The organism is Labrenzia sp. THAF187b (genome assembly GCF_009363375.1).
Taxonomy (GTDB): domain Bacteria; phylum Pseudomonadota; class Alphaproteobacteria; order Rhizobiales; family Stappiaceae; genus Roseibium; species Roseibium algicola.
Genome location: NZ_CP045344.1, coordinates 629978 through 651153, shown reverse-complemented (window position 1 = coordinate 651153; position 21176 = coordinate 629978). Strand labels below are relative to the sequence as shown.

General features: G+C 59.3%; 20 protein-coding genes. 8 read left to right on the top strand and 12 right to left on the bottom strand.

The genetic code is table 11. The features are described from left to right. Positions 1 to 195 precede the first annotated feature (195 nt). Complete coding sequence (locus FIV03_RS03015; protein WP_077290953.1) at positions 196 to 1029, top strand: hypothetical protein; 834 nt, start codon at positions 196 to 198, stop codon at positions 1027 to 1029. Between the two features lie 64 nt (positions 1030 to 1093). Here the strand turns inward: FIV03_RS03015 and FIV03_RS03010 are convergent, their stop codons facing one another. Next, entirely contained in the window at positions 1094 to 2128 is a 1035-nt protein-coding gene (locus FIV03_RS03010; RefSeq protein ID WP_152508628.1) for an aldo/keto reductase, read from the bottom strand. A gap of 16 nt (positions 2129 to 2144) precedes the next feature. Further along, the gene (locus FIV03_RS03005; protein ID WP_152508627.1) at positions 2145 to 3332 is read right to left on the bottom strand and encodes an MFS transporter; all 1188 of its coding nucleotides are present in this window, start codon (positions 3330 to 3332) and stop codon (positions 2145 to 2147) included. A 100-nt stretch (positions 3333 to 3432) separates the two neighbouring features. Here FIV03_RS03005 and FIV03_RS03000 point away from each other — a divergent pair, with 100 nt between their 5' ends. Next, positions 3433 to 4338 carry a LysR family transcriptional regulator gene (locus FIV03_RS03000; RefSeq protein WP_173013755.1) on the top strand — a complete coding sequence of 302 codons (906 nt, stop codon included), beginning with the start codon at positions 3433 to 3435 and terminating at the stop codon, positions 4336 to 4338. 20 nt (positions 4339 to 4358) lie between these two features. Here FIV03_RS03000 and FIV03_RS02995 read toward each other — a convergent pair whose 3' ends face one another. The 3 genes from FIV03_RS02995 to FIV03_RS02985 form a co-directional block, all read right to left on the bottom strand. Continuing rightward, entirely contained in the window at positions 4359 to 5906 is a 1548-nt protein-coding gene (locus tag FIV03_RS02995) for a hypothetical protein (RefSeq protein ID WP_152508626.1), read from the bottom strand. A gap of 241 nt (positions 5907 to 6147) precedes the next feature. Further along, complete coding sequence (locus FIV03_RS02990; protein WP_152508625.1) at positions 6148 to 6768, bottom strand: ferric reductase-like transmembrane domain-containing protein; 621 nt, start codon at positions 6766 to 6768, stop codon at positions 6148 to 6150. 19 nt (positions 6769 to 6787) lie between these two features. Next, the gene (locus FIV03_RS02985) at positions 6788 to 7276 is read right to left on the bottom strand and encodes a twin-arginine translocation pathway signal (protein WP_152508624.1); all 489 of its coding nucleotides are present in this window, start codon (positions 7274 to 7276) and stop codon (positions 6788 to 6790) included. 548 nt (positions 7277 to 7824) lie between these two features. Here FIV03_RS02985 and FIV03_RS02980 point away from each other — a divergent pair. The 3 genes from FIV03_RS02980 to FIV03_RS02970 all read left to right on the top strand — a co-directional run bounded on the left by FIV03_RS02980 (position 7825) and on the right by FIV03_RS02970 (position 10098). Further along, on the top strand, positions 7825 to 8484 hold the full coding sequence (locus FIV03_RS02980) for a matrixin family metalloprotease (protein ID WP_152508623.1): 660 nt from the start codon (positions 7825 to 7827) through the stop codon (positions 8482 to 8484). A gap of 193 nt (positions 8485 to 8677) precedes the next feature. Next, a complete protein-coding gene (locus FIV03_RS02975) occupies positions 8678 to 9226 on the top strand; it encodes a PRC-barrel domain-containing protein (RefSeq protein WP_152508622.1) in 549 nt (182 codons plus the stop codon). A gap of 197 nt (positions 9227 to 9423) precedes the next feature. Beyond that, on the top strand, positions 9424 to 10098 hold the full coding sequence (locus tag FIV03_RS02970) for a DUF2161 family putative PD-(D/E)XK-type phosphodiesterase (RefSeq protein WP_152508621.1): 675 nt from the start codon (positions 9424 to 9426) through the stop codon (positions 10096 to 10098). 5 nt (positions 10099 to 10103) lie between these two features. On the opposite strand, the gene FIV03_RS02965 is transcribed toward FIV03_RS02970, so the two are convergent. After that, entirely contained in the window at positions 10104 to 10499 is a 396-nt protein-coding gene (locus FIV03_RS02965; protein WP_152508620.1) for a VOC family protein, read from the bottom strand. A 182-nt stretch (positions 10500 to 10681) separates the two neighbouring features. Here FIV03_RS02965 and FIV03_RS02960 point away from each other — a divergent pair, with 182 nt between their 5' ends. After that, the gene (locus FIV03_RS02960) at positions 10682 to 11389 is read left to right on the top strand and encodes a YafY family protein (RefSeq protein WP_152508619.1); all 708 of its coding nucleotides are present in this window, start codon (positions 10682 to 10684) and stop codon (positions 11387 to 11389) included. An 11-nt stretch (positions 11390 to 11400) separates the two neighbouring features. On the opposite strand, the gene FIV03_RS02955 is transcribed toward FIV03_RS02960, so the two are convergent. Then, the gene (locus tag FIV03_RS02955; protein WP_173013754.1) at positions 11401 to 12120 is read right to left on the bottom strand and encodes a spermidine synthase; all 720 of its coding nucleotides are present in this window, start codon (positions 12118 to 12120) and stop codon (positions 11401 to 11403) included. A 1-nt stretch (position 12121) separates the two neighbouring features. Further along, positions 12122 to 13120: an aldo/keto reductase gene (locus FIV03_RS02950; RefSeq protein ID WP_152508618.1), complete on the bottom strand. Its 999-nt coding sequence runs from the start codon at positions 13118 to 13120 to the stop codon at positions 12122 to 12124. A gap of 373 nt (positions 13121 to 13493) precedes the next feature. On the opposite strand from FIV03_RS02950, the gene FIV03_RS02945 reads away from it, so the two are divergent. Further along, positions 13494 to 15602 (top strand): hypothetical protein, encoded by a 2109-nt coding sequence (locus FIV03_RS02945; RefSeq protein ID WP_152508617.1) that lies wholly within the window; start codon positions 13494 to 13496, stop codon positions 15600 to 15602. A 70-nt stretch (positions 15603 to 15672) separates the two neighbouring features. On the opposite strand, the gene FIV03_RS02940 is transcribed toward FIV03_RS02945, so the two are convergent. Further along, positions 15673 to 16101 carry an OB-fold nucleic acid binding domain-containing protein gene (locus FIV03_RS02940; RefSeq protein ID WP_209009843.1) on the bottom strand — a complete coding sequence of 143 codons (429 nt, stop codon included), beginning with the start codon at positions 16099 to 16101 and terminating at the stop codon, positions 15673 to 15675. Positions 16102 to 16221: 120 nt separating this feature from the next. Between FIV03_RS02940 and FIV03_RS02935 the strand changes: the two genes are divergently transcribed. Continuing rightward, the gene (locus tag FIV03_RS02935; RefSeq protein ID WP_152508616.1) at positions 16222 to 16767 is read left to right on the top strand and encodes a hypothetical protein; all 546 of its coding nucleotides are present in this window, start codon (positions 16222 to 16224) and stop codon (positions 16765 to 16767) included. A gap of 12 nt (positions 16768 to 16779) precedes the next feature. Here FIV03_RS02935 and FIV03_RS02930 read toward each other — a convergent pair whose 3' ends face one another. From FIV03_RS02930 to FIV03_RS02920, 3 genes are all read right to left on the bottom strand, one after another. Beyond that, positions 16780 to 17169 (bottom strand): VOC family protein, encoded by a 390-nt coding sequence (locus FIV03_RS02930; RefSeq protein WP_152508615.1) that lies wholly within the window; start codon positions 17167 to 17169, stop codon positions 16780 to 16782. After that, positions 17166 to 17474 (bottom strand): metalloregulator ArsR/SmtB family transcription factor, encoded by a 309-nt coding sequence (locus FIV03_RS02925; RefSeq protein WP_152508614.1) that lies wholly within the window; start codon positions 17472 to 17474, stop codon positions 17166 to 17168. The genes FIV03_RS02930 and FIV03_RS02925 overlap by 4 nt, the downstream gene beginning before the upstream one ends. Before the next feature lie 178 nt (positions 17475 to 17652). Next, on the bottom strand, positions 17653 to 21042 hold the full coding sequence (locus FIV03_RS02920) for an error-prone DNA polymerase (protein WP_152508613.1): 3390 nt from the start codon (positions 21040 to 21042) through the stop codon (positions 17653 to 17655). Positions 21043 to 21176 lie beyond the last annotated feature (134 nt).

Here is a 21176-nt window from a genome sequence, read left to right as displayed (position 1 = left end):
TTGCATCTTGCTGGCCGAGCTCCCTCAAAAGGTGTGATGCTGCGCATTGCAACAATCACAAATAATGTGACGTGGAAGACAGACGCATTCGCCGGGAACGTGGCTATTTGGCTGCACCGGCAAGCCTACGAAAGACGCCGATTACGCATACAGCTTCAGGGGCCATTGAGGGGGCCTAACCAAGGGAGAGTGAATGTGGCCGAGTCTTTTTTTCTGCCTTACGAATACGTCGACGTTCTGACAAATCCTGGCCTGCAGACCAGCGCCGGCCGGGTCAAGCTTACGCAGTATCTTTGCAAGGACCGTGGTAACGGCGGCAACGACAGCGCAACCAGTTTTTTCAAGAATTTCCGTTGGATCAAGGATCCCCACGGCATCACGCTGAACCAGCATGTCGGCGGCCGCGAGATCGACCTGGCGCTGAAAGGCCAGGGAAACGACAAGACATTCGTCAAGATCTGGAACTTCATGCTGAAGAACAAGGATCTTTTGGACAAATACAAGGTTGAGGTCTGCGGCCGCGCGAACAAGGACGGCTCCAAGGATGTCGAGCAGACCGGCAAGATCAAGAAACTCTACTTCGACAAGATGTCCGATCAGGCGGCACTGCAGCAGATGGTGCAAGACCGTTTTTTCGGTATGGACTGCATAGGCTTTATCGCCAATTTCCTGATATTCACTGGTGAGTGGGACAAGTATTACGGTGTTTCACCCCGGCGGTATCCCGATCATGTCGCCAAGACCAACATCGACGACATCAACGAGGTCAAGCCACTCGATTTCATGGTCTGGAACGGACATGTGGCGATGATCGACTGGGTCTGGGAAGTTCTGGACGAGAAACGCGCGCGTATCGACATGTGCCAGAGCTCCAGCGGTGGTCCGCAATGCAACGAATACGTGATCCTGCGCCGTACCGGTGGCAAGGGTCTAAAGGGCGGTTGCGAATTCACGATCGACGGCGGCACCCCGGCCCCACCTGTGCGTGGCCATTTCACCATCTGGCGGCGGGAAGGGTTCTGGTATTGAGCACCAAGGTCCATTGGCGCGACAGGTTCATGCTGTCACCTGCCGCGCCGTTCAGGATTGCCCGTCAGATCAGGGATGGGTTGAGCTGTGCGAAAGCCTCCTGCCGCTGATAGGGAAAATGCGGATAGGGAGCAGTCCGCGCGCTCGAGGCATCAAGACGGGCAATCTGCTCGTCCGTCAGCGCCCAGCCCGTTGCTCCCAGATTGTCGCGAAGTTGCGCCTCATTACGAGCCCCGATGATGACCGACGCGACAGTGGGGCGTTGAAGCAGCCAGTTGATCGCCACTTGCGGGACTGTCTTGCCGGTTTCTTCGGCAATCGCATCCAGGACGTCGACGACCGAATAGAGCAGATCGTCCTCCACGGGAGGTCCGAAACTTGCGGTCTCATGCAGTCGGCTGCCCTCGGGGATCGGGTTGTTCCTGCGGACCTTGCCGGTCAGCCGACCCCAGCCAAGCGGGCTCCACACCATGGCGCCCAGGCCCTGGTCTGCGCCGAGAGGCATCAGGTCCCACTCGTAGTCCCGTCCGACGAGAGAATAATAGACCTGGTTTGCGACATAGCGCGGCCAGCCGTGTTTCTCCGCAACGGCCAGCGATTTCATGATCTGCCATCCGGAGAAGTTAGAAACGCCGATATAGCGGACTTTCCCGTCGCGGACGAGCTGGTCGAGCGTGGACAGCACCTCTTCCACCGGGGTGAAGGCGTCGAATGCGTGCAGTTGCAGAAGATCGATATAGTCCGTTCCAAGGCGCTTGAGTGCAGCCTCGACACCCCTGATCAGCCTGAAGCGTGAAGACCCTGCCTCATTGGGGCCATCCCCCAGCGGAAGGCTCATTTTCGTGGAGAGCAGCACCGCGTCGCGGCGGCCCTTGATTGCTTCACCGAGCACTTCTTCAGAAGCGCCTTCGGAGTAGTTGTCCGCGGTGTCGAACAGGTTGACGCCGGCCTCGAGGCAGATGTCGACAAGGCGGCGCGCTTCTGCGACGTCCGTCGTGCCCCAATGACTGAAGAGTGGGCCGGAGCCACCGAATGTGCCCGCACCGAAGCTGAGGGCGGGAACCTTGAGCCCGGAGTTTCCAAGATAGCGATAGTCCATGTCGGTGATGCCCTTTCTAGCTGGCAGTCTGGTGAGTGGAGATCGGGGAGGGCGCGCGCCGCCGCTCAATCGCGAAGGAGGCAAGTGCGACCACGATGGCGAGGAGGGGGAAGCCCGCGGCGACCAGAGGCAGGTTTTCAAGTCCGGGCCCACGGGAGATGGCCAGGCCGCCGGCCCAGGCCCCAAGTGCGTTGCCGAGATTGAAGGCGGCAATGTTCAGGCTGGACGCAAGGCTTTCTCCAGCGCCAACGGCCTTTGACAGAACCCAGGACTGAAGCGGAGGAACCGTTGCGAAACCGGCCACGCCGAGCAGTCCCGTCAGCACCACGGCCGCGGTCTGGTTTCCAAAGGCGGCGGACATGACCGCCAGCACGAGTGCCAGGGCTGCCATGCTGCCGATCAGCGCGGTCTTCAGTCTGATGTCGGCAAGTTTTCCGCCCAGGAGATTTCCGGCGACCAGCCCCCCGCCGAAGATCAGCAGGATCGGGGATACTGCCGTGTCGGCAAATCCACTGACCTGCGTCAGCAACGGAGCGATGTAGGTGAACAGGGTGAAGACGCCTGCAAACCCCAGGACCGTGGTCAGGAAGCCGAGAAGGACGGATGCGCGCGACACGGCCTTCAGATCGGCCCGCCAGCCGGATTGTGCGGCGCGCGAACGATCCGTCGGAACGAGCAGAATGAGCACGGCCAGTGCGGCCAGGCCGATCAGCGTCACGGCCCAGAAGGTCATGCGCCAGCTGAATTGCTGGCCAAGCCAGGTTCCGGCAGGCACGCCGAGGATGTTGGCAAGCGTCAACCCCGTGAACATGATGGCAATTGCGGATGCCTGCTTGTCCTTGCCGACCATGGAGGCGGCGAAGACCGAGCCGACACCGAAATAGGTTCCGTGGGCGAGGGCCGTGAGGATACGGGCTGCCATCAGCAGGTCGTAGCTGGGCGCAAGCGCGCAAGCGGCGTTCCCGATGATGAAGATCACCATCAGGCCGATCAGCACGCGCTTCCTGTTCCAGGTCGCGGTGAAGACGGTCAGGATGGGCGCGCCGACCACGACCCCGAGGGCGTAGCCGGAGATGAGCATTCCTGCTGCAGCGACCGAGACACCAAGATCGCGGCTGACCTCTAGCAGAAGGCCCATGATGACGAATTCTGTGACGCCGATGCCGAAGGCTCCGGCCGCCAGTGCATAAAGAGCAAGGGGCATTTTGGATCCGGTCCATGAAATTTCGATGGACGGAACCTAGGCAGTGCTCATATCATGAACTATACGTCCGAAATTAATATAATAAGTGAATTGAAGTCATATGTCGCGCGTCAGTATAAACCGCAGCGGTGAGATGGAGGTCTTTGTCCAGGTTGTTGAACTGGGCGGGTTTTCCCACGCTGCCAGGCACCTGGGGATGACCCAGTCCGCAGTCAGCAAGCTGATTTCCCGGCTCGAGACACGGCTTGGCGCACGGCTTTTCAACCGGTCCACCCGACGCCTGGATCTGACGGCCGAAGGATGTGTCTTTTACGAGCGTGCGCGAGAAATTCTCTCAAGCATCGATGAAGCGGAACGGCAGGCAGGGTTGGGCGAGCAGCCGGTCGGCCGCATTCGGCTGAACACCAGCGCCTCCTATGCGACCCACATTCTTGAGCCGGTCCTGCCCGTGTTCCTCGAGCAGTACCCCGACATCTCTCTCGAAATCGTTCTGACCGACGCCTTGATCGACCTTCTCGCGGAGCGGACGGATGTTGTGGTGCGAGCAGGGCCGCTCAAGGACTCCAGCCTGGTAGCACGCAAGCTCGGCGAAACGCCGATGCTGATCGTCGCCTCGCCTGACTATCTTCAGCGTGTCGGGGAACCTGCCTGCGTCGCGGATCTGGAGGGGCACAGAAAAATCGGGTTCAACTATCCGCGGGAAGTCGATACCTGGCGCTTTCTGCGAGACGACGAACCGATAGCAGTCTGCCCGCCCGGGCGCGTTCAGGCGAGCGACGGCGAAGCCATCCGCCGGCTGGCGATCAACGGCCTTGGACTGGCGCGTCTGGCCGCCTTTACAGTAAGGGATGACATCGCCGCGGGACGTCTGAAGCCGGTTCTTGAAAAGTGTTATGCGGACGACAGCGAAGCCTTCCACGCGGTCTACACCGGCCAGGGCGGACCTTTGCCGGCACGTGTCCGCGTGCTGCTGAATTTTCTCGCTGAACATGGTGCCGTGACCTGACGCGCGGCTTTCGAACTGCCTTACTTGAAACACCCCAGATGAACGCCTTCGAAATCGCTTGAGCAGGCCACCAGGCTCATGAGGGATTTCTGGGCGTTGGTGAGGCCTGCTGCCGGAACGGGCGCTTCAACGCGAATGGTGGCGGCCCGGTTGCCGGAGCGAAGGGCGAGCCAGTAGTAGGAGGTGCCGGTTTCAGTGTCCTCGCCGGACCGTACCAGGGTGTCCGGCTTGTCCTGGCTATAGAGAATGCTGGTTCCTTCCGCCTGCTCTGCCAACTCTTCAAAAAGGTTTGTCGGGCCGGTCTGTTCGACAATCGTCAGCCCTTCGCCGAGGTAACTGCGCGACCATTGTGTGGCGGCCATGGTTTCCACGGGCCAGGGGCGGCTGTGGCTCGGCAGGTGCGGGTTGGCGACCCGGCCTTTGGCGGCTTCTATTTCTTCCCAAACCACGCGTGGCAGGTCGTTCAGCTTTTCATCAGGAGCCATCAGCACATGGTTGAGCGGCCCCAGCTTGATGAAAGCGTCCGTTGCCCGTCCTCCCCGATAACCAAGCGACGACCAGCCGCCGTCTTTCGAATTGTGAAACGACAATAGCGGCTCGAAGATTTCGCCGTCGCTGACCAGCCGGTAGAGTGACATGGTATCGATGGTGCCGGACTGCTTGTCACGCGGAACGCCGCAGCCAGCAACGTTGAGCGGCCGGTCGGCAAGGTCGTAGAGCCTGATCCTGTCGCCCTCCGGTGTGCGGCCGTCGTTGGTATCTTCCAGCAGTGACGCGTCGAGAAGGCCCAGGGGTTGCTCGTAGTGCAGCGCGGCCAGGCGGCTGCACACGTTCAGGATCTGGTTCTCGAACGGGATGTTCAGAAGGGCCGGGTCGAAGCTGGGCAATTGCGCCCTGATCGCAAAGAGCGCCACGGGGGTATCGATTTCATAAAAACCTTCCGGACCCATGCTGATGATCCGGTCCAGAACATGCTGACTGACCGAGTAGCGTGTCAGGTTCTTGACGATGTCGGCAATCGCAAGCCGGGTCAGCTCGAGCAACTGACCCAATTGACCGCCGCGGACGGCGGCAACCGCAGTCTCTTCGGTAAAATAGGGCGAGTGGAAACCGACCCTTGCGCCCGGTTCGATGGTGCGGTCGATGAAGGTACCGATGCCGCCGGTCGGCCAGAAGGACGAGCCGCCCAGAAACGCCATGGCACAGGCCGAAACGCAGCTGTCTCCGGCTTCGACCACTGTTGCGATGGTGTTGTTTCTGAAGAAGTCCGCCAGCTTTACCCCGGCTGAATAGGACCCGCCGGGGCTCGACAGCGAGACGATAGCGCGCGGCCCGCCAAAATCGTTGTTGCAGGCCGCCCCCGAACAGCGCGCCAGTTGCGCGAAGGCCTCCTCCACGCGCTCGCCATCCTCCGCCCGTATTTCCCCTTCCAACCGCAGATGCACCACCGGCGCGGCGTCACTGTAGCGGAAGGAGACAAGTGTCAACTCAGCGGATGAGGCGTTCTGAGTGCTCAGCAGCAGCGTGGCAAGAAAGAAAAAGGGCCGGGCAGGAAAACGGAAGGGCATTGCAAATCAGGCTTTCGAAATGTCACCAGGCTGCACCTGCCACCAGGAGAGAAGTTCGCATTTCCCAAACAGTCAAAAACTGGAAAATTCCGCGGTGGAGGCAATAGGTGTGCTGCCATTTGGCGTGAACAGAAATCGGGAAAACCATAGCATGGGTTCTTCCGCGCTCACATCGCAAGATATGAAACCTGTCCTTTTAAGGCAGTTCTGTGCCGCGACTGCCTGAAGCCCTGCAGGGCGATCAAGAACCAGTCTTCTTCTGGCGTGGACGCCTCGCCCAGATTTTCAGGTCGACGATCACTTTCACCGTCGCGGCAACTGCCAAAGCACAAAGCGCGGCCTTGGACAGTGTCTCCATCGTGCCTTCGATCAACAGCGCATGGGCGGCACTGCCGATGACGATTAGCATTGCAAGCAGGGTGTGGAGGCGGCGCCAAAGACGCGGAGAGATTGGCAGGCGCCGTCTGACCGCGGCGAGCAATGCTGCGGCGAATACCGCCCACATGGCAAGCACGCCCCAGACGGAAAAGGGTGTCGGTGATCTGAAGAGAAGGGCGTCGATGACATCCGGCGGACTGGTGATCCAGAGCCCGCCGACATGAAGGATGATTGCCAGCACCAGCAACGAACCGCTCCAGCGGTGCAGGCGCCTGCCCTTCAGGCCTTCAGCACCAGGGAGATAACCTCCAGCCAGCAAGGGCTGCAACAAGAGCAGTGCCATCGCTGTGATACCGGCAAAGCCTGCAGCGATATAGACCGGCTGGCGCCATTGCAGCAGCGGGCTTGCCGCCGCCGCGAACATCGGCACAGCAAGGATCGTTGCCAGGATGGCCCATTTCAGAAGAGCACGAAGGCGGTTCATGCCGTCGGGCAAGTCCGGGTCAAGCAGGCTGCAGCACGAAATGTGCTTCCAGGCTGGTGTCGGCCGAGCTTCTCATCACTGGCCGCAGAAAGACGGTTTCGAACTCTCCGCTGTCATAGGCCAGATGCCCGTGGGGCTGGCCGAAGGCCGGAACGATCTGCGGCATTTCCAGGCGAAAGACGCCATTGGCATCGGTGAGCGTCGCGCCATGGCTGCGCTGGTCGCGTTCGTTCCCCTCGGTCGTATGTGCCCAGATCTGAATGCGCTGGCCTGCCAGCGGGACACCGTCACCTGCGCGCCGCACGGTTCCACTCATCCAGAAACCGCCACCGCCAATCCTGTCGACAATGGGCGCACCTGGCCGATAGTTGTTGGACCCGCCCCGCATCGAGGGTGTCGGCGCCACGCCTTTGGCCTGTGCGGGAACACTCAACCCGGATGCTCCCGACACCAGCAGGGCGGTTCCGGTGACAAGCAGGTTTCGGCGGGTAATGAGACCGGATGTCATGAGTAATCTCCTGTCGGGCGTTTGGGCCCGGCTCCTTGTGGGCACCGGGCGCGTCCGATGTTCAAGTATAGGGTGTTTCCGGGCATTTCCGAGGCATCGGGACGTTTCATTCAGCGGATCGTGCTCACACCTGCGTGAGCAAACGGCATCGCTTTCGGGTGGTCGGACTGTTGCAATTTTTCAATCGCTTGAAATTTTCTCGGGATTTCGCGTCTGCATGGGATTTTTCCGGATTTTCTTCGCCAGCAATGTGACGTAACGTTCGGCGCAGATGCAAGAAGCCTAGAGTTGCCTTGGTGTTGGCTCTTGGATACAGGCCTGAGGGCCTTCGCAAGGCGCGGTAAAGCTGCCGCATTGTAAACTGATCCAGGACGCGGCCTTGGCGTTACGGTCAGCAGTCTTACCCGACCCTTGAACGACCAAAGAGTGAGACATTGAAGACCGGCTTCATTTTCCTCATCGCTGCAATTGTGACTTTTTGTTCATTGGTTCCTTCACTGGCAGGCAACGCTGCAGGTTTTGCCCCGCTCAAGCTGGAAGGACATCTCGTGAAATGGGGAAAGACGGAGCTCGGCACGCCGGCTCACGTCACCTATGCCTTCGTGCAGCAGCCCATCGTGCAGGAGAAAGCGCGAAATTGCGGAGCGATGGACAGTCTGGCGCGCCTTGCGCGCTTGAGTTCCCTGGGCCTTGAGGACGTGCGGCGCCAGGCATCGCTTGCTTTCCAGCTTTGGCAAAATGTCAGCGGGCTCACCTTCGAAGAGATAGCGGACGTGAACGCGGCAGATATTCTGCTGGGCGTGCAGTCCATTCCAAGGGGATTTGCGTTCACCAACGTCAGGTTTCAGTCCGACTTTGCAGATCGTCCGAAGTCGAATGTGACCGACGTTTCGGACCGGGGTCTCGGAAAACCCGGCCGGCAACCGGAAGCACGGTCAGGTGCCACGGCGGCGGCCAAGCTTGCCCGCATCACCCGGTCTGCCGTTTGTCTCAATCCGGTTCACAAATGGAAGATCGGCTTCGACGGCGATTTGAAGACCTACGATTTGCAGTACACCTTTGCCCATGAAATCGGTCATGCGATCGGCCTCGATCACTACCTTCGCAAGAGCTCGATCATGCACTTCAAGTACCGGGAAACCTTCGAGGGTCTGCAGCCGAGCGATATCGAGGGAGTGCGGTGGCTGTACGGTGCCCGTATAGATTGAATCGATCATCAAATTGACACGTTTTGCGGGTATGTCCCGTCACGTGTCAATGGGTAACCTGCTGATATTTAAAAGCTAATTTTATCAGGCCTTTGCCCGAAAAGGCCAATTTTGCTTCCTATCTGTTTGTCTACGCATCGGTGAGGGCGAACGGGTTGTCTGCTCTGCCGGCGCGGCAACAAGGGAGTGAATCATGAAACGCAACATCGTTCCGGCCACAATCGCCGCCCTGGCGCTGTCGCTCAGTCCCGCGCTGGCGCAGGAGACCTCTCAACCCCGCGAAGCAGACCCGATGATCCAGGAAACAATGCCCGAGGGCGATGCGCCTGAGATCGCGTTCGAAGGCGTGACCCCGTTCCTTGCCCAGCAGGAATCCGGCCATTGGCTTTCCAGCAACCTGATCGGGCAGGAAGTCACCAATCCGGCTGGCGACACGATTGGCGAGGTGGCCGCGCTTGAAATCGATGGCGAAGGCAAGGTCGTTGGTGTCGTGATCGAGGCAGGAGGGTTTCTGGGCCTCGGCACCAAGCTGATCGGCGTTCCCTATGATGCGGTCGAGCACAGCAAGGTGGAGCCGGGCGACCAGAAGCTGGTGATCAAGGCCTCTCTGGACGAGGTTGATGCAGCTCCTGCGTTTCTGACGTCTCTGCAGATACGCCAGGCGGAAGAAGCTGCAAAGGCACGGCAGGAGGCCGAGCAGCTGAATGCCCCCGCAGTGGGTGAACCTCAGACGGCGCAGTAACCATGGCCGCCTGCGTTCTCATCTGGAACGCGCAAGGACGGATCGGACCGGGTCACGCAATGTGGTCCGGTCTTTTTTGAAAGTGCCAGCTTTCGGCTCCGACCCTGAAGCGCTACGGCGGATCTATTCCTTGGATTTCGCGCAGCTGCCCCGGCCGGAAGATTGCCCGCCCATGGCTTCGCACGTAGGATGCCGCCATGGGGCGTATTCTGGAAACCGAGCTCTATCCGCCGGTCAAAGCTTTTCTTGTTGAGCAGGGATATGAGGTGAAGGCCGAGGTCGGTTCGGCCGATATCGTCGCGTGCCGCGAGGGCGCGGATCCGGTGATTGTCGAACTCAAGACCGGGTTCACCTTGAGCCTGTTTCATCAGGCAGTCGTGCGCCAGTCGGTGACTGACGCAGTCTATGTCGCGGTTGCCCGCGGCAAGGGGCGGCAGTTTCTCCAGTCCCTGAAGAAGAACCTGCAGCTTGCCCGAAGGCTGGGCCTTGGCGTGATCACCGTCAGGCTGCCGGATGGCGTTGTCGAGGTGCACCTGGACCCGGCGCCTTTCACCCCGCGCAAGTCCAGGGCGCGCAAGGATCGGCTCCTGCGGGAGTTCGCCCGCCGGGTCGGTGATCCGAACACCGGCGGTTCGACGCGCACCACGCTCGTGACGGCCTATCGCCAGGATGCGATCCGCTGCGCGGAACATCTTTCCACCAACGGCCCCAGCCGCGGCGCGGATGTCGCCAGGGCAACAGGCGTCGCCACCGCAACCCGCATGATGGCCGACGATCACTACGGCTGGTTCGAGCGGGTGGAAAGAGGCATCTACGCCCTGACGCCCAAGGGACTGGCGTCTCTGGGCACGCCGGAGGAAGCTGCCGGATAGCTGTTCTAAAGCCCGTTGATCGGCGTGCTGAGCGCATAATACTCGAGGATGTTGCCATCCGGATCGGTGACCTTGAATAGACTGATCGGCCCTTCGCTGATCAGGCCGGGGGCCTTCAGCGCATCGGGGGCGACTGTCTCGACATGCTGCAGAGCCGCCTGAATGTCGTCGACCTTCAGATAGGGGACTGCGTTGCCGCCAAGCTTGGCGTCCGGCGCGAAGGTCTGTTTTGAAATGACGGCAAACAGCCCACCGGCCACATCGAAGCCGATGAAGACATCAGTTTCCACCGTGGGGGCGGCGCTGAAGAGGTCCTGGTAGAACTCGCGTGAACGGCTCAGGTCGCTGGACAGCACATAGACGCCAAGTCGTTGAAAGGCTGCTGCTTGTGAATTTGTCATGTCTGTCTCCTGCGCATGAAGCGCTGTTCCGCTGGTCAGAAAAAGGATCGCGAGGATCCACAAAAGGTGTCTTGTCAGGTTTCGGGTCATGGTCTCCGGACGCTTTTCAACTCTGGTGTCCGGGTCCTATAAAGGCCCCCTGCTGACACCGTGTTGGCAGCATCGTGCCGGGGAGACGGGCCATGCGGCGCGCGGACAGACTGTTTGAAATCATCCAGATCCTGCGACGGGTGCGCCGGCCGGTGTCGGCGCAGGCGATCGCGGACGAGCTGGAGGTTTCCAAGCGCTCGGTCTATCGCGACATCGCCACCTTGACGGCGCAGCGCGTGCCGATCCGGGGCGAAGCCGGTGTCGGCTATGTTCTGGAAGAGGGCTTCGACATGCCGCCCCTGATGCTGACACCCGAGGAAATCGATGCGGCGGTTCTGGGGGCCTTGTGGGTTTCCACCCGCGCCGAGCCGGAACTTGCCAGGGCAGCGGAAAACCTGATCGCCAAGATCGAGGCCATCACGCCCAGGCCCTTGCGCCGCCACATCGCGGCAGCCGCGATGAGCGTGCGGCCCGTCAGCCCGGCATCAGAGGACAAGGTCGATGCGGCCATGCTGCGGCAGGCCATTCTGGAAGGCAGGAAGGTGTCGCTGGGGTACCGTGACGGCGATGGCAGGGAGAGTAAGCGCGTGGTCTGGCCCGTGTTGCTGGGCTACCGGGACGAAGGCCGCATCCTTGCGGCCTGGTGCGAGCTGCGCCAGGGCTTCCGCTATTTCCGCACCGACCGCATGACCTTCGCCGAGGCGCTGGATCAACGCTATCCGGAAAGCCGCGGCTCATTAAAGGACCGTTGGCGGAAGGCCATGGATGCCGAGCGGGAAAGCTATTTCCCGCGCGCCTGAGCGCAAGCAACTCACCCCTTGCGCCCCAGATAGACCGCCTGGGTCACCTCGCGCCCGTCCTGCAAGGGGTTTGCGAACACCACCGGCTCGGCCCAGGCCGCGTCAAACGCCTGGCCAAGCAAGGCCGTGATGGCCTCATCCGGGGCTTCGTCCGACCACAGCCCGACGATCCCGCCGGGCTTCACGAACCGCTGGACGGAGCGCAGGCCCTCGGGCGTGTAAAAGCCTTTTGACCCGCCATGCAGCAGCCGTTCCGGGGTGTGGTCGATATCGATCAGCAGCGCGTCATACTGGCGGCCGGGCCTGTCTCTATCAAAGCCGTCTTCTGAGGCTGCCATGGCGAAGAAATCGCCCTGCACCAGCCGGCAGCACGGGTTGTCGGCAAGCTCGGTTTTCATCGGCACGAGACCTTCCTCATGCCAGCGAATGACGGGTGCCAAGAGGTCAACCACGGTAAGGTCGGCAACGCTCTCGTGCGCCAGGACGGCCTGCGCGGTATAGCCAAGCCCAAGTCCGCCCACCAGCACGTCCAGCTTGTCACCGTCGAGGGCCGCAAGTCCCTTGTCCGCCAGCGCGATTTCCGAGGCGGTGAACAGGCTCGACATCAGGTGTTCCTCGCCAAGGAGGATTTCGAAGACGTCGGTCTTCAGCGCCAGGATATGCCGGCGGCGCAGGGAAATCGCGCCGATCGGCGTCGGCGCGTAGTCCAGTTCTTCAAACAGCCTGCTCATCTCAGCAATAGCGCTCCGGCCCGATGCTTTGCACGTCCGAGTAGCGGTCGCCGTGGGCCCAGCCAACGGGCAGCACAGCCTCGATACGCTCCAGATCCGTCGCCGTCAGGTTCAGCGCCGCGCCCGAGACGCATTCCCGCAGGTGCTCCACGGAGCGCGTTCCCGGGATCGGGATCACATGCGGCCCGCGGGTCAGCAACCAGGCATTCGCCAGCCCCGCCGCCGTCGTGCCCATCTCCGCCGCAAGCTTGCGGAAGCCTTCCATGATGCGCAGGTTCTCCGTCAGGTTCGGCTCCATGAAACGCGGGTTGGTGCTGAGGAACGGCAGCTCGGCGATCCGCTCGCGCGGGATCGGATGGTCCGTCAGCAGCGAGCGGCCGACGGGCGAGAAGGCCACCATGGCAACACCAAGCTCGGCGCAGGCCTGCACCAGCCCGAGATCGGGCGCGCGCGTGGAAAGCGAATATTCCGATTGAACGGCCGCGACAGGAAACACCTTCATGGCGCGCCGCAGGGTCGACGGCGCGATTTCCGACAGGCCGATGGCGCGAGTCTTGCCCTTTTCGACCAGCCGGCCGAGATTGGCCGCCGTTTCTTCCGGCGTGAAGCGCGGATCGCGACGATGGGCGTAGAACAGGTCCACGCACTCCACGCCAAGCCGCTGCAAAGACTTGTCCAGCTCGGCTTCAAGGTGCTCCGCCGAATTGTCGAAGCTGCGGTTGCCGTTCGCATCGGTGGTGATCGTGGCCTTTGTCGCGATCACGAATTCGTCCCGCGCACCAGGATTGGCTTTCAGATAGCTGCCGAGGGCGCTTTCCGATTTGCCCATGCCGTAGACATTGGCCGTGTCCAGATGCGTGACACCCAGATCGCGGCAGGCATTCAAAATGGCGTGGCTTTCCGTTTCGTTCGTCGGCCCGTACATGTCGGAGAAGGACATCGCCCCATAGCCGATGGCACCCACTTCCGGCCCGTTGGCACCCAATCTGCGTTGTTCCATGTGTCCCCTCTATGCGCTGGAAAAGCTGAAGAGTTCTTTTCTTAAGCCATTGTCCCGGGCGCTGAAAGGGCGGAAGTGGCAGCTCGGTGGGTGTTGGTTTTCTGGTCACGCGCGACGAGGACTTAGAGGGCAGGTTTCTGCTTTCGGGCCGAATCTGCCGTTCGTGCGTCACCGGCAGAGTGACAGCTCCGCACTCGAACCTAACTTTGATAAGCAGTAGTCTAACACTGGCGATGAGTTCATACGTCCAGCTATCTTAGCACCATTGACCTATGACGAAACCGTTGTCGGCTACATCGACACATTGTACTTGATCTCTGCTGTTGCTAGAAATTGTGGAAGCGTTCGACAATGACATAGATTGGCATAAATTATGGCGTTTCCTCAACAGACCTTAGACAGCTTTCATAAAGCAGCCGTTTCGTTGAAACTGTATAGTCGCGCTGAACTGAGTGATGAGAAAAACAGAACTCTGATTGAAAAACTCTATGTCGATCCGTTGCCAAACGAACAGGTTTTCAAATCACTATTAGCGCCGACTACCACCTTCTTGGTAGGACGAAAAGGCACTGGAAAATCGACCGTCTTCCAAAGAGTTCAACACGAAATAAGGAAGAACAATCGAGGTGCGGTATCCGCATACATGGATATACGCAATGTATATGAAGCCTCGCAAGTTGATCCATCCTCGCTTGAACGTGTTGAAGAACTTAAAGATGCTATGTCTTCCAGTCAGATAGAGCGTTTTTTGCTCTTGAAGCGTTTCTTTAAGAGTTTGCTAGTCGATGTTCGAGATGAAATGCAGTCTCAGATTCGCCAGAATTTCCTTAGCAGACTTAAAGATAATTTAGTCGGAAGCTCTGATGAGTGCTTTGAGCGCCTAAACGAAGTCATCGAGCGACTCGAGAAACCAAATTACGAAGATATCGCGGGTTATATTGTTTCGCTACGGAAGTTGCAATCCGAACACTCTGGAAAGCAGGCCGCAGAGGCAGGCGCTTCTTTGAGCTTGGATCCTGTCAAATACAATGCTTCTGCAAATCTTAAAGTTTCTGGATCTGTTTCAGAAGCAAAATCTGAACAGGAAGAGTATAGCCAAATATTAATGAGAATTGTTCAGGTGCCCGACGTAATCGATCAGTTGAGGGTGATTCTTCGCAGTATCGACATGAAGCATCTATATATTTTCTTGGACGATTTTTCGGAGTTACCTTCAGATGCCATGCAGGTGGTTGTGGATAGTCTGATATCTCCACTATCGCGATGGTCCGACTTCATAAAGTTTAAAATAGCTGCTTATCCTGGACGTATTTATCTAGGTAGTTTGGATAAAACAAAGATAGAGGAGGTTAGCCTAGACATTTATGACCTTTATGGCGGTGCTGGCGTTAGCCAGATGGAAGAAAAAGCCACTGACTTTGTGCGTCGCCTTGTCGAGAAGCGCTTGTCCTTCAACAAAATTGATCAAACCACCATTTTCCCCTCCAGTCGGATGGACGAGTTTTACCGCACACTTTTTTTTGCGACGATGGCTAATCCGAGAATACTAGGTCACGTTTTACTCTATTCATATGAGTCGAACCTAATCTATGGAAAGACTATCGGTATTAGGGCCATCCAAGACGCTTCCGAACGTTTTTTTGATGAGAAAGTCCTTCCTTTTTTTAGTTCTGGGATTTTCCGCTTGGCATTTAGGGAGCGATCATCCATTTTTTCTTTGAAAGAACTTCTCGAAAAAATCGTACGCAAAGCGCGTTCTCTTCGCCAAGAAGGGTCTCGCACTTCCGACGGTTCTTCTGACAGCACTTATTCTAGTCATTTCTACATCGCGCGTGATTACGATGATCTTCTTCTTTCGCTTGAGCTTGCCTTTTTCGTAACGAAGTATTTTGAGCAATCTGACCGTGAAGGAAATCGAGTATCAGTTTTTGCGCTCAACTATGGTCTTTGCACAAAATACCAGATCGGTTTCGGGAGACCTTCAGAAAAGCGTTCCGACCGTTTGTTCTTTATGAGCCGCCGCTTCGATTACAATAGCATTATAAGAGAATTTATTAACTCAAATCAGGAAATTTGCTGTGACTTCTGCAAAAAAGACTTTGATGTTGAGATTTTGCCAGCTCTGAAGCTGATGAAGATGCGCTGCCCGTCGTGCGGCCAGGGGCATTGCGAGGTGGTTAACCTTTCAAGGAAGTACGAAGATGTAATCAAGTCGGTTGATGACAGCCTTCTACTTCCTGAGACTGAGTTAGGAATTCTTCAAGCTCTAAAAACTGAGAAAAGAAATATGGTTGCCGCGGAGATTGCCAGTGAGCTTGATTGTTCGGGGCAGCTGGTTGGTAGGCGTGGCCGCAAGCTGTATGAACGGCGCTTGGTATCGCGCAAAAGTGCTGGCCAAGTTTATTCGTACGCGCTTACGGAACAGGCTGAAACGGCTTATTTCGACGGTATCGCAAATCAAGGCCTTAATATTGATGATTGATGGCATGACGACCTGATTGGCTTGGTAGACTTTACAAAGATCGCTCCCCACCCATCCCAGACACCTCCCCTCAATGAAAATCCCGGCTCGGGAACAGGCGCTTGGCCTGTTCGCGCGGGTGCATGGCACGGGTGCGTTGTACGTCTGATTTCAGATGCACCGGCACGTCGTCGGTCTTGGTGGTCGTCTGTCCCAGAACGTCGTCGTTGGGGTGGCCCAGAAGGGACAGGTCGCGGGAGCGGTCTTCTATGTGGTCGGCGATCAGGTGAACGACCATGCCTTCGCGCTCCAGCCGGCCGGTGACCTTCAGCAGCCGTCCGCCGAGAACGGCGGGCCGGAATTTCTCGTACATCTTCGGCCAGACGACCACGTTGGAAACGCCGGTCTCGTCCTCCAGCGTCAGGAAGACCACGCCCGAGGCCGTGCTGGAAGTGGCAGCTCGGTCGGCTTTGATTCCCTGGCCAAGAGTGGCCAGCCCTTTCAAGGCAGTCTCGTGCATTCAGCCCGAAGCTGCTACTCGTTCTGCATGCGGGGAAGGACTGCAACAAGGCCAAATTGACCTTTCCAGCCCCATGAGGATTATTGGCTCAACTGTGTAAACACGCTTGGAATACGCAAGATGAATTCAATCAAGCTCGGGGAATGGGAAATGTGGATCGAGGATGGAAGCCTACCATCCATCTTTGGTTCATACCTCGATCATGCAGAATTTGTGGATCAGATCGACCTCAATAATTCTGAAGGCCGGTTTCTCTTCTTGGGCTTCTCAAAAGGCAATAACGCAAACGGATGGCCACCCGTCATCGTTGCCCAAAAGTATCAGGATTCACAGCGAACTTTCAGCCCCGGAGTTCTATTGATTCCAGATACTTCCTTAGCGTTTGTCGGCGCTGGTGAACGCCTGCTATGTTATAATATCGAAGAACAGAGGAGGCTTTGGGAAGACGAAACCGACTACGGTTTTTTCGCCTGGTACCAGTCCGGCCCCTATGTGTTGATGTCCGCCGAATTGGAGTTTGGCGTTTGGGATCAATTCGGAAAAAAGCTGTGGTCTACTTTTGTAGAGCCGCCCTGGGACTTTAAGGTTCGTGGCCAATTTGTCGAACTAACCGTGATGGGCGACTGCAGCATTTATAGATTGTCAGATGGCTTGAGGCAGGTTTGAGAAATGGCAGTTTTAGGCTTTCATTTGGACCAATTGGATCAGATTGCCACACGTGTCATCAAAAACAGCCATGTGAACTGCCCCTGCATCCATCGGTTCGGTAATGAAAGTCACGCCGCGCTCGCTTAGTTTCTTCCATTCTGCATCGAGGTCTTGCACTTGAAATGAGTGTGCGGCGATGCCATCGGCAATGATTGCTTCTTTGTATGGACCCACGGCTGGATGCTCACTTGGTTCAAGCAGCAACTCGGTTCCCTCTGGATCTTCTTCTGAAACAACAGTCAGCCAACGGTTGGTGCCCAACGGAATGTTGTGTTTCACCTTGAATCCGAGGATTTCGGTATAGAATTTTTCGGCCTTGTCCTGGTCATCGACAAAGACACTCGTGACGTAGATTTTCATGTCTTGGTCCCTTTCGGTTTGTAGGTTGTGAGCCATGATGCAGCCGCGATGTGGTCGTCGCTTATGCTGAGTGAATGCGTCTTCGTGCGGCCCTTCCAGGCGGTCTTGATTAGGCCCGCCTTCTCCAGAACAGCGAGATGCTGGGAGACTGTCTGTCGGGACAACGCAACCCCGTCTTCGGCAACCGACGCGGCACATACTTCGAACAACGACTGAGCAGGTTGCTTGCTCAGACGATCAATGATGCGACGGCGTGTGCTGTCAGATAGCGCCTTGAAAATTAGGTCGAGCTGATCATCTTTCATGGTACCTATATGCAGTAATTTTACTGCATGTCAAGTGCAGTAAAATTACTGCATATCAAACTCACTTCCAAAGCGAGCCTGGGGGAGGGACGAGCGAGCGGCAGTTTCCTCCGCTCTGTTACTGCCAGTTCAAAGCGCAGCGATCTTCCGCTCCCCCGCCCATCCTAGACACCACCCCTCAATGAAAATCCCGGCTCGGGAACAGGCGCTTGGCCTGTTCGCGCGGGTGCATGGCGCGGGTGCGTTGTGCGTCTGATTTGAGATGCACCGGCACGTCGTCGGTCTTGGTGGTCGTCTGGCCCAGAACGTCGTCGTTGGGGTGGCCGAGAAGCGACAGGTCGCGGGAGCGGTCCTCGATGTGGTCGGCGATCAGGTGAACGACCATGCCTTCGCGCTCCAGCCGCCCGGTGACCTTGAGAAGTCGTCCGCCGAGAACGGCGGGCCGGAACTTCTCGTACATCTTCGGCCAGACGACCACGTTGGAAACGCCGGTCTCGTCCTCCAGCGTCAGGAAGATCACGCCCGAGGCCGTGCCCGGCCGCTGGCGGGTGATCACCAGCCCGCAGACGGAAACGCGGCGCGCCTCGCGCGGGGTCAGCGCCGCCAGCCGGTCATGCGGGGTCAGATGCGGGATATGCGGGCGCAGCAGTTCCATCGGGTGGGCGCGCAGGGTCAGCCGGGTGGACAGGTAATCCTCCACCACTTCCTGCCCCAGATGCATGGTGGGCAGGAGGACATCCGGCTCGAAGATCGCCTCGCCGTCGATGGGGTCGTTGAAGAGCGGCAGCGGCTTGGGGCTGCGGATGGTTTTCACCTGCCAGAGCGCGGCCCGGCGGCTGAGCCCCATGCCGGCAAAGGCATCGGCTTCGGCCAGCCGTTCCAGCGTGGCCGGCATGACGCCGGTGCGCAGCCACAGGGTTTCCGTGTCCGGATAGCCGTTGCCGCGGGCCGCGACGATCCAGGCCGCGTCCTCCTCGCGCAGGCCCTTGATCTGGCGAAACCCCAGGCGCAGCGCCAGCGCGCCGTCGCTGCGCCGCTCCAGGGTGTTGTCCCACAGGCTGGTGTTGACGCACACGGGGCGTACCTCCACCTGGTGCTCGCGGGCATCGCGCACGATCTGCGCCGGGGCATAAAAGCCCATCGGCTGGGCATTCAGCAGCGCGCAGGCGAACTCGGCCGGGAAGTGGCATTTCAGATAGGCCGAGACATAGGCCAGCATGGCAAAGGCGGCCGCATGGCTTTCCGGAAAGCCGTATTCGCCGAACCCTTCGATCTGGCCGAAGCAGTTCTGGGCGAATTCCAGCTCGTAGCCGCGCTCCAGCATGCCGGAGATGAACTTGTCCTTCAGCTGCCCGATGGTGCCCATGCGCCGGAAGGTGGCCATGGAGCGGCGCAGCTTGTCGGCTTCCGACGGCGTGAACCCGGCGGCGACCACGGCAATCTGCATCGCCTGTTCCTGGAACAGCGGCACGCCGAGCGTCTTGCCCAGCACCTCCTCCAGCGCCTTGGAGGGGAAGGTGACCTTCTCCCGGCCCTGGCGGCGGTTGATGTAAGGGTGCACCATGCCGCCCTGGATCGGGCCGGGGCGCACGATCGCCACCTCGATGACAAGGTCGTAGAACTGGCGCGGGCGCATGCGCGGCAGGAAGTTCATCTGCGCCCGGCTTTCCACCTGAAAGACGCCGATGGCATCGGCCACGCACAGCATGTCATAGGTCTTCCTGTCGGCCTGGGGCACGGTGCCGAGTGTCAGTTCCTGGCCGTGGTGGGTGTCGATCAGCTCGAAGCACTTGCGGATGCAGGTCAGCATGCCGAGGCTGAGCAGATCCACCTTCAGGATGCCGAGCGCGTCGATATCGTCCTTGTCCCATTCGATCACCGTGCGGTTTTCCATGGCCGCGTTCTCGATCGGGCAGAGCGCGTCGAGCCGCCCCTGCGTGATCACGAAACCGCCGACATGCTGGCTGAGATGACGCGGAAAGCCGATGATTTCGCGGATCAGCTCGATGGTTTGGCGAACGCGCGGATTGTCGAGATCGAGCCCGATCTCCTTCATCCGCGTTTCTTCCGGCCCCTTGCTGGAACTGCCCCAGATCTGCCCGGCCAGCGCGGCGGTGACATCCGCATTCAGGCCCATCACCTTGCCGACCTCGCGGATCGCCGCGCGGGTGCGGAAGTGGATCACCGTGGCGCAGAGCCCGGCGCGGTGGCGGCCGTATTTTTCATAGACATACTGGATCACCTCCTCGCGGCGTTCATGCTCGAAATCGACGTCGATGTCCGGTGGCTCGCCCCGGTGTTCGGAGATGAAACGCTCCGACACCATGGTGATGGTTTCCGGCCCCACATCGGTGATGCCGAGCGCATAGCAGATGATGGAATTGGCCGCCGAGCCGCGCCCCTGGCACAGGATGTTCTTGCTGCGGGCAAAGCGGATGATGTCATGCACGGTCAGGAAATAGGCGGCAAAGGCAAGTTTGCGGATCAGCTTCAGTTCCTTTTCCGCCAGCGCCAGCGCATGGTCCGGCACGCCCGCGGGATACCGCCTCTCCAGCCCCTCGTAGGTCAGCCGTTCCAGTCGCTCCTGGGGCGGTTCGTTGCCCGTGATCTCGTCCGGATATTGGTAGGAAAGTTCGGAAAGATCGAAGCTGCAGCGGGTGGCGATCTCAAGCGTCCGGCGCAGGGCTGCCGGATGGTGGCGGAACAGCCTTGCCATATCCTCCGGCGCCTTCAGCCGGCGTTCGCCATTGGGCAGGGCCCGTGTGCCAATATCGTCGATGGTGCAGCCTTCGCGCAGGCACGTCAGCACGTCGGCCAGCCGGCGCCGGCCGGCATGGTGCATCATCACGTCGCCGACGGCGACCATCGGCGCGGCAAGCGAATGCGCCGCGCGGGCGCAGGTGCGGAACCAGGCCTGGTCGGTGCCGTCATAGCGGGGCGCAGCGCCCAGAAACACATGTCCTGGCGCTTCCTGGCGCAGGCGGCGAATGTGATCCTTAGCCGACTCACAAATTGTCTCGCGCGCCATCTCCGGCTGCGGCAGGGCAATCAGGATCATGCCCTTGCAGGCGTTCATCAGGTCAGAGAAATTCAGGTGGCACTCGCCCTTTTCCGCGCGCCGCTTGCCAAGGGTAAGCAACTGGCTCAGCCGCTCATAGGCGGCCCGGTCGGTCGGCAGCGCCACCCAGTGCAGCGGGCTGTCCTGCAGGCAAAGCCGCGCGCCGACGATCAGCCGCGGCAGCTTCAGCGTCTGCGGGGCAGGCAGGGGCGGGCTCGTGTTCATCTCCTTGCGGGAGGACGTGTCGATCTGCGAATGCGAGCGGATCTGAACGCCTTCCTCGGCCGCTGCCCGCTTGATCTCCTTCAGCGCCGAATAGGCCCGGACAACCCCGGCCAGCGAATTGCGATCGGTAATGGCAACCGCATCGAGATTGAGCATGGCGGCACGGGTCACCAGCTCCTCCGGATGGGAGGCCCCCCGCAGGAACGAAAAATTCGACGTCACGGCCAGCTCCGCATAGCGGACAGGCTCGGGCTGAAACTCGTCAGGCGACGGAAGCACGCTCACCGGCAGGCCTCCCTGTTCTTTCCGGCGCTGTCCTTGCAAGACAGATGCGCGGGATCCCCTTGTCCCCGCGTGCCGCCCTGGCGAAGCAAAAGCGCAAAGCCCGGTCCCAACCGCCGGTCCGTTTGCCCTTCAGG

Bases quoted from the DNA above. Each gene is read 5' to 3' on its own strand.
- FIV03_RS02995 (WP_152508626.1), bottom strand. From the start codon at position 5,906: ATGCCCTTCCGTTTTCCTGCCCGGCCCTTTTTCTTTCTTGCCACGCTG.
- FIV03_RS02965 (WP_152508620.1), bottom strand. From the start codon at position 10,499: ATGACAAATTCACAAGCAGCAGCCTTTCAACGACTTGGCGTCTATGTG.
- FIV03_RS02955 (WP_173013754.1), bottom strand. From the start codon at position 12,120: ATGAGCAGGCTGTTTGAAGAACTGGACTACGCGCCGACGCCGATCGGC.
- FIV03_RS03005 (WP_152508627.1), bottom strand. From the start codon at position 3,332: ATGCCCCTTGCTCTTTATGCACTGGCGGCCGGAGCCTTCGGCATCGGC.
- FIV03_RS02970 (WP_152508621.1), top strand. From the start codon at position 9,424: ATGGGGCGTATTCTGGAAACCGAGCTCTATCCGCCGGTCAAAGCTTTT.
- FIV03_RS03010 (WP_152508628.1), bottom strand. From the start codon at position 2,128: ATGGACTATCGCTATCTTGGAAACTCCGGGCTCAAGGTTCCCGCCCTC.
- FIV03_RS02935 (WP_152508616.1), top strand. From the start codon at position 16,222: ATGAATTCAATCAAGCTCGGGGAATGGGAAATGTGGATCGAGGATGGA.
- FIV03_RS02975 (WP_152508622.1), top strand. From the start codon at position 8,678: ATGAAACGCAACATCGTTCCGGCCACAATCGCCGCCCTGGCGCTGTCG.
- FIV03_RS02950 (WP_152508618.1), bottom strand. From the start codon at position 13,120: ATGGAACAACGCAGATTGGGTGCCAACGGGCCGGAAGTGGGTGCCATC.
- FIV03_RS02985 (WP_152508624.1), bottom strand. From the start codon at position 7,276: ATGACATCCGGTCTCATTACCCGCCGAAACCTGCTTGTCACCGGAACC.
- FIV03_RS02990 (WP_152508625.1), bottom strand. From the start codon at position 6,768: ATGAACCGCCTTCGTGCTCTTCTGAAATGGGCCATCCTGGCAACGATC.
- FIV03_RS02925 (WP_152508614.1), bottom strand. From the start codon at position 17,474: ATGAAAGATGATCAGCTCGACCTAATTTTCAAGGCGCTATCTGACAGC.
- FIV03_RS02930 (WP_152508615.1), bottom strand. From the start codon at position 17,169: ATGAAAATCTACGTCACGAGTGTCTTTGTCGATGACCAGGACAAGGCC.
- FIV03_RS02940 (WP_209009843.1), bottom strand. From the start codon at position 16,101: ATGCACGAGACTGCCTTGAAAGGGCTGGCCACTCTTGGCCAGGGAATC.
- FIV03_RS03000 (WP_173013755.1), top strand. From the start codon at position 3,433: ATGTCGCGCGTCAGTATAAACCGCAGCGGTGAGATGGAGGTCTTTGTC.
- FIV03_RS02945 (WP_152508617.1), top strand. From the start codon at position 13,494: ATGGCGTTTCCTCAACAGACCTTAGACAGCTTTCATAAAGCAGCCGTT.
- FIV03_RS02960 (WP_152508619.1), top strand. From the start codon at position 10,682: ATGCGGCGCGCGGACAGACTGTTTGAAATCATCCAGATCCTGCGACGG.